Source organism: Myxococcus sp. AB025B, from assembly GCF_006518215.1.
Lineage (GTDB): Bacteria > Myxococcota > Myxococcia > Myxococcales > Myxococcaceae > Myxococcus > Myxococcus fulvus.
The window spans coordinates 1-7,098 of record NZ_SRLW01000407.1; the positions used below are offsets into that span (position 1 = coordinate 1).

A 7,098-nucleotide genomic window follows, 5' to 3' on the forward strand; every position below is an offset into this window, starting at 1 on the left:
GTCAAAATGTGCTCGACCTCCGCTCCCTGGTGCTTTCCGAGCGCTGGGACGCCGCCATCGACCTCACGCTCGCCCCTCTGCGCGCTCAGGTCCACCGGGCTGCGTGCTCAGGATGAGAGCCAGACCCCGCCGAAGTGGTCGGCCACCGGGCACCCCACGTACTCCATCGAGGCCTGACGCGCGATGAGCTCGTTGCGGACGACCCACGTCTGCGCCGGATTCACGCGCGCATCCAGGGCCCCCTGCACCAGTCGCACCGGGACTCCGATGCGCAGATACCCCGGATGCATCGCGCGCAGCTGCGCGAGCAGCGGTGGCCAGTTCGCCGTCTCGCTCATCACATTGCCCTTGGGGACGAAGCTCCCCCAGGAGTCCTTGAGGCTCAGCTCGGTGCGGCACTTGGTGTCGACCTCCGCGAACAGCCTCAGGGCCTGGGGCTTGAGCAGTTGCTCCAGCTTCACCCCCTCGGGGTCACCCTCCGACGCACCGGCGAGGAAGAGGGGGATGAACGCGCCTTCCGGCGAGGGCTCCGGGACCTGCACGGCGAGCGGGAAGGTCAGGTGCATCGCGGACCCCGGCGCATAGGCCAGCACGCCCACGAGCTCCAGGTCCTTGCCTCGCAGCCGCTCCGGGGCCTCGGCCGCGGAGAACAGCGCCGCCTGTCCGCCCTGGGAGTGGCCCACGATGGCGTACTTCTTCGACAGCTTGCCCGGGTACAGCTTGTGCGCCGCCACCACGCTGTCGAGCACGCCTCGCGCCTGAGAGCGCCCCAGCAGGTACGGGTGCCGTCCCTCCGTGCCGAGCCCCTCGTAGTCGGTCATCACCACGGCCCACTTCTTCTCGCTCAGGAAGTAGTTGAGCATCCGATGTGGCGCTTGATTGAACCAGTGGGCGCTCGAGCCCAGGACATCGCGCGACGGCGCGCACTTGTCGGCCACGCCCACCGTCCCGTGCGCCCAGGCAATCACAGGCCATCCGCCTTCGGGCGGCTCACCTTTCGGGAGCGCGATGATGCCGGACACCGCGATGGGCCGCTCTCCCGCCACCGCGTCCGAGCGATACAGCACGAGCTCATTGCTCCCCGCCTGCTCCAACGCGGCGACCCCCGTGAGCGGCTCGTGCCGGAGGACATCGCCTTGAGCGGAGGTCGGGAGCGAGTCAGGCGTGCGGTAGAAGGGCGGCAGCTCGTCTTGCTGCGGCTGGGGCGAGCCGCGAGAGCACGCGAGGACCAGGACGGCCAGGGACACCACGCACCTGAACGAGACAGGCATGACGACTCCCAGGAGGGTGCCGCGCGCGCAGGAGGGGGGACGAGGATGCCAGCGTGAGCGGCCAGTCTCGAAGAGCGAGCCGGCGGCTCACAAGCCAGACACGGCTCCTCGGGTGACACCCCTCCGAGTCCCGAGCCGTCGCAGTGAAGCAGCCGACACGCCCCAGCCCTCCTGGGCCACGTTCGTCGTGGTGATTCGAACAATGACGAAGGCGGCACCCTGTTCGAGCAGTGCCGCCAGGCTCACCCCTGGGGGCGTGGCTCAGGGCTCCACGTGCCAGAGCTGGTTGTCGGCGGCCTTGCGGTGCCTGGGGTAGACGATGAGCCGACCCGAGCCATCCGCCCTGGCGCCCTCGACATCCAGCACGAAGCCATTGAGGGCGCTCTGGATGTAGTAGGTGCCGCGGGCGCGACCGGGCACGAGCTTCCACACCTGGTTGGGGCTGCCGTGGGCTTCCCACATGATGACCCGGGTCCCCGGTGCCTTGTTCGCGCCATCGATGTCGAGCACGAGTCCGTTGAGCTTGCTGCGGATGAGGTAGCCGCCTCGGGTGGGCACCAGCTCCCACTGCTGGTTGTCATTGCCCTCGCGGTGGGACTTCGCGCGGTGGGCGATGAGTCCGGCGCCGAGCGAGCGGTTGTTGCCCTCGATGTCGAGCACGAGCCCCGCGAGCTTGCTGCGGATGAAGGAGGTGCGCTGGTGGCGCGGCTCATCGCGGCCGTGACCATGGCCCCGGCCCGGCGGCGGGGGCGGCGGAGTCGGGCGGGCCTCGCCCTGGCACCACCCGGCGGGGCTGCAGGTGCGCGCGCCGTCGCACTCCGAGGAGCTGTGGCAGCGGTTGGGACCCGGGCGGTTGCGAGACTCGTCCCAGCGGTAATCGGGACCAGGGCCCGCCGCCGCCGTCATCGGCAGGAGCAGCAGCGCGAGCGCCATCCAGCCCCTGCCCTTCGCCGACCGGTTTTCACGCGCACGAACACCCTCGGAGCCACCGCGAACCGCCAACATGGGACTTCTCCTTGTCTGGAATCACCGCGGCGGGGCCGCTCTCGCTGTCCCGCTCACCGTGTGCTCTTCATGACGGGGGGCCGGGGATTTCATTCACGCCCGGCCCGCGTCACTCGACGGGCGCGTACTGCTGGAGGAAATGTCCCACCCATCCCCGGGCGAGCTGTCGGCCGAAGCCGCCGTCCCAGATGTCGAAGCCGTGCTCCGCGTACGGGAGCGTGAAGAGGGCGTGGGGTACTGCGTGCTGGGCGAGCCGGGCGGCCATCTCCTGGGAGGCCTCGGGCGGCACGACGCTGTCGGCGCCTCCGTGGAGCAGGAGCGTGGGTGGAGCGCGTGGACCGATGTGGTGGATGGGAGAGAGCAGCTCGTACAGCTCGCGGTGACCGGCCAGTGGAGCACCGGTGAAGCCCACGAGCGTGTCGGCGTTGTGCGCGGCGTGGGCCACCAGGTCGCCCGGTGCGTAGAAGCTGATGACGGCGGCGACGGAGGTGTCTGCGGCGGAACCACAGGAGGAAGGAAGGCGGGAGTCGCCCGCGGAGTACGCCGCCAGCATCGCGAGGTGCCCACCCGCGGATTCACCGAACAGGACGAGTCGAGCTGGGTCGATGCCGTAGCTCGCCGCGTGGTCCTTGACCCAGCGGATGCCGCACTTGACGTCGCCCGGAGCCGTCATGCCTGTGGCGGGCGGGAAGAGGCGGTAGTCGAGGGCGATGAGGACGTAGCCCTTCGCGGTGAGGAAGTCGGCCCAGGCGCGGGCATACGCGCGCTCACCGCCGCGCCAACCGCCTCCGTGGAAGTAGAGCACCGCCGGGCGTGGAATGGATGGAACGCCTGGGGGAAGGAAGATGTCGGCGTGCAGGTCGCGCCCCGCGATTTCGGCGAAGCGAACCGTCTGGCTCGGCAGGGGGCGAGCACCGACGAGAGGCCGGAGATATGCGCGGAGGTCGAGCGGGAGGCCGTTCGCACGGGCCATCCGCCAGGCGGAGCCAGCGGGCCATATCGCGAGGAATCCGACGACCAGCGCGGACGCGGCGGTCCCCCAGCGCAGCCACTTCCACACGTCCGCGTGCGCGCACCAGACGGCCACGAGCGCGGTGAAGAGCGCGGGCACCAGCATCATCAGGCTGTACTCGCGCAGGATGCCCTTGAGCAGGTGGACGAGCGTGGGCACTCCGGCGGGAGCGAAGAAGACGGCGGCGAGCAGCACGCAGCCCAGGATGTGAAGCAGCGCCAGGACGGTCGGCATGGAGTTCGGAGCCCCTGGACGGTACGCGTCTGGGACCGGTTGCGCCATGCCCCACGAAACACTGACTGTCGAAGATGGCGCCCGCCGCTGCCGACTGCCATCCTCGCGGAATGGATGCGAGCGCCCGCGAGTACCTCGCGATTCAGACGTTCTACGGACAGCGACGCGCTCGACGCTCCGGCGTACCGTACATGCACCACATCGACGAGGGACTGTGGGTGCTAAGGGCCCTGGGCGCGAGCGAGCAGGCCCAACGCGCGTACTGCCTGCACCCACTGGTGCAGGACGATGACGAACGCGCCGCCGCGTGGGCCCGAGCACTCGCCACGGGAGCGGACCTCTCCCTGCCACCGATCGACGGGGTGAGCGACGACCCGCGCGTCCTCGCGCTCGCGCTGGACTACCGGGAGACGGCCAACGCGGCCCTGTCCCATCGACCGGGACTGAAGGGGCCCGAGGACATCACGCTCAGCACGGAGCCCGAGGTCAACGACATGCTCCGCGCCGACAAGGTCCAGAACTACAAGGACTTCCTTCGACATCACCGGGGAGTGCATCCCCGGTCCGTCGAATTGGAGCACTACTTCCAGGCATGGCTCACGCGTCTCGAAGTGACTCCAGAACAGGTCGCTCGCTGGCATGTGGAACTGGAACGCCTGTACCCCGCCAGGCACTGAGGCTGGGGGCCCTCGTGAGTTCCAACCTGGCGGGGCAATATCCAGCGCAAGTTCAACGTCGACGCGCCTGGGCGACAAGCGTGTGCCCGAGAGCGGAGCACCAGTCTTCGTGGCGCCGCTGCCATCCCGAGAGCTTGCGCATCAGATTCCCTGGATGCGTCAGATGCACGATCGAGAGCGGCCGCCCCCATGGCTCCAGCTCAACGGCCGCCCCATAGAGATGCTTCTGAGCACCTCGTATCGACGTCAGTCCTCGAACGAACGCAGCTGCCTCGGTGCCGAGCGTCAGCAAGAGCCTCAGCGCTGGGTTCCCGAGAACCTCTGCGAGTCGGTCGAGATTACCCGGCAGCTCCCGGGAGCGCGCCAGGAGCTCATCTGGCGCAGGCCGTGGCTCCACGGCAGTCCGCCTCCCTGTCTCTGCCTCGTAGCGCGCGACGTTGTCCGCCATCGAGCGGCCGCGCTTCCCAGTCACCGTGGTGGACAGGTAATAGGGCCAGAGGTCCGTGATGAGGACGGAGCTCCGATTGAGACCGAGCGGCGCGAGGTAGCGCGCATCCAGGTCCCTTCCGGAGCGGGAGGACGACTCGAACGAGGTCCGCTCGACCTGAGTCGGAAGGTTGCACACCAGCCCATCATGTTCCCACCTGGAGAGCTTCGTCGCGGCAGGGTACACGCCAAGAATGGCGACCGCGGCGTCCGCCGGGCCCGACGCGTCCGTGCGGACGAGGTCTCCACCCAGGGGGAGGCTGCCTCGACTGTCAGGAAGCACCTCCCGCCAATGCGGCACCGCGCACTCCCAATCCGGCCCCTACGACAAGCCGCAAACCCGGGGGATTGTACCCGTCGCGTGGGCATGGAGCCGAAGTTCAATGTCCCGAAGGCTCGGGTTCCGGGGCCGCACCACGAACCAGCCCAATCACCTGCGCGGCGAAGTGAACCCGGTCCGTCTTCACGATGCTGAAGCGGCCCCTGTGCCCCCAGAACGCCTCTGGATTGTCAGCATGGATTTCGCAGTTCCAAGTCCCGTCAGGCTTGGTGGCGATTCTCACGCGCTTCATGGTGTATGCCCGCTGGTCGATGTAGTCATTGGCCGCCAGCACATAGATGCCATCGTTCTCGATGATGCCCGGCAACGAGGAGTTCGATGGGGGCTCCGAGATATCAACCGGATCCAGATAGACCCCGTCCAGGAACCTGAGCGCCACGATGTCCTCGTCCTGCAAGGTGTCCGCCATCGAAGAGCCCGTGACGATGGCGAACGCATCGACCTTCGTTCCGTCGATACTGGGGAGCGGGTGGTGCGAATCCGGATTTGGATCACGGTTTGGACCGGCGGCGATACGGAAGAGCTGGTTCAGGTTGCGTGCGGATTGCAGCACCTCTTGTGGAACCGTGTACTCCTTGAGCCTGTTCCGGAGGTTGCGCCGAGCAGGTCCTTGGGCTCGATGCGGAAGAGCCTGAACGCTGGCGGCAACCACGGGCTGCGGCTTCAGTTGAGCAAGCGGCCGTCCCACCGCGAAGGCAAAGAAAGCCAATAGCCGCTCGTTGAGCGACGTGGCTTCACCGACTCTCTGGGTGACGGTCCACGGCTTGTCCTTCCCCCATGTCTCACCGAAGATGTACTCCTCGAAGTTCGGGTCGTGGGTAAGCTTGCGACCCTCCTCCATCTGGAGTTGGTCGATCTTCGCGTTCGCCAGGTCCGCATTCGCTCCGCGGTCCTTGTCGTAGATGACGCGGTACTCGATACCGAAGGCATTGAGGACCTTCTGGAACGCCGGAATCGTCCATTTCCCCCGGCAGTTGATGAAGGTGGTGGCACGCCTCGCCAGGAGGTACCGGGACATGTCCAGCTCACCGAGGTCCTGGAGCTTCCTCGCAGTGGCCTCAACCGCCGCGATTTCGCAGTCCCCCTCGACCAGACAGACCTGCTCGGAGAAGAACGCCTCGTTCACGGCCGGGTCGAAGTTGAGCAACATCCGGAGCCTCGAGCGCTGTTCGCGGTCCTCGTCGGACTGCGCGAACACGTCCTGGATGCGCTGCGTGGCAACGGGATGACCGTCCTTCTTGCGCAGGATGACGATGCCATCGTGGCGATCCGCGAGGTCCAGGAAGACGGGCGAATGCGTCGTGCAGATGACCTGGCCGACACCGCTCCGCGCGATCTTCAGGAGGGTGTCGCGCATCCTCCGACACATCCCGGGGTGCAGATAGATCTCCGGCTCCTCAATCAAGAAGAGCATGTGCTGCTGCTCGTGCGACACACTCTGCCTCGTTTGCTCCACGTAGAGTTGGAGCAGGGCCAGGACGATGGACCGCTGCGCGCCATGGCCCTGGAGGTCCGGACGCGTGGGCAGGCCCGAATCGACCACCCGGAATCGGGTGCTGCTCGCGAGGTCCGCGGTCACATCGGGTGCGTCGAACGTGAACTCGGCGCTGATGTTGATGAGCTCCTTGAATTTCTCCGTGAGCTTCTCCTCCATGCTGGCGACGACCCGGTGCTTGCCCTCGGTGGCGAAGAGGTACTGGAGTTCCGACGCGGCCTTCTTGAACTGAACGACCCTGTCGTGGTTCGCCAGGTGCTGGTCGAACAACGAGTTCACGATCTTGCGGATCGATGAGGCTTTCGCCTCCACGTCCGTCTCTTCAGTCGTTTCGCGAAGTGCTGGAACATAGACGACGTTGGGAAGCGCCGCTTCGAGCCCCGCCGTGCTTCCACTTGCACACAGGGTCCACTCGTTTTGTGGTCGGGTGACCAGCAAGGGCGACGCGAGCGGTCGTGTCCCTATAAGTGTGTAGATGGCGAGGAGGGACGAGCGGGAAAGAGGGAAGCTCCTCGGTGAAACCAACCGAACCGGTCTCCTCCTGACAGAGGAGCCGAGGAGTTCCCCGACGTGGACGT

At 67.1% G+C, this 7,098-nt stretch carries 5 protein-coding genes; 1 reads left to right on the top strand and 4 read right to left on the bottom strand.

The genetic code is table 11. The features are described 5' to 3' along the window. Window positions 1–107 precede the first annotated feature (107 nt). The 3 genes from FL311_RS39175 to FL311_RS39185 form a co-directional block, all read right to left on the bottom strand. On the bottom strand, window positions 108–1,271 hold the full coding sequence (locus FL311_RS39175; protein WP_141332756.1) for an alpha/beta fold hydrolase: 1,164 nt from the start codon (window positions 1,269–1,271) through the stop codon (window positions 108–110). Window positions 1,272–1,532: 261 nt separating this feature from the next. Continuing rightward, on the bottom strand, window positions 1,533–2,276 hold the full coding sequence (locus tag FL311_RS39180; protein ID WP_141332757.1) for an RICIN domain-containing protein: 744 nt from the start codon (window positions 2,274–2,276) through the stop codon (window positions 1,533–1,535). Window positions 2,277–2,385: 109 nt separating this feature from the next. Continuing rightward, complete coding sequence (locus FL311_RS39185; protein WP_141332758.1) at window positions 2,386–3,522, bottom strand: alpha/beta hydrolase; 1,137 nt, start codon at window positions 3,520–3,522, stop codon at window positions 2,386–2,388. A gap of 110 nt (window positions 3,523–3,632) precedes the next feature. Here FL311_RS39185 and FL311_RS39190 point away from each other — a divergent pair, with 110 nt between their 5' ends. Further along, window positions 3,633–4,199 (top strand): hypothetical protein, encoded by a 567-nt coding sequence (locus FL311_RS39190; protein ID WP_141332759.1) that lies wholly within the window; start codon window positions 3,633–3,635, stop codon window positions 4,197–4,199. An 866-nt stretch (window positions 4,200–5,065) separates the two neighbouring features. Here the strand turns inward: FL311_RS39190 and FL311_RS39195 are convergent. Further along, window positions 5,066–6,958 carry an AAA family ATPase gene (locus FL311_RS39195; RefSeq protein WP_228557381.1) on the bottom strand — a complete coding sequence of 631 codons (1,893 nt, stop codon included), beginning with the start codon at window positions 6,956–6,958 and terminating at the stop codon, window positions 5,066–5,068. Window positions 6,959–7,098 lie beyond the last annotated feature (140 nt).

Excerpts from the sequence above, each read along its gene's own strand:
- FL311_RS39175 (WP_141332756.1), bottom strand. The coding sequence starts at position 1,271 with ATGCCTGTCTCGTTCAGGTGCGTGGTGTCCCTGGCCGTCCTGGTCCTC.
- FL311_RS39180 (WP_141332757.1), bottom strand. The coding sequence starts at position 2,276 with ATGTTGGCGGTTCGCGGTGGCTCCGAGGGTGTTCGTGCGCGTGAAAAC.
- FL311_RS39185 (WP_141332758.1), bottom strand. The coding sequence starts at position 3,522 with ATGCCGACCGTCCTGGCGCTGCTTCACATCCTGGGCTGCGTGCTGCTC.
- FL311_RS39190 (WP_141332759.1), top strand. The coding sequence starts at position 3,633 with ATGGATGCGAGCGCCCGCGAGTACCTCGCGATTCAGACGTTCTACGGA.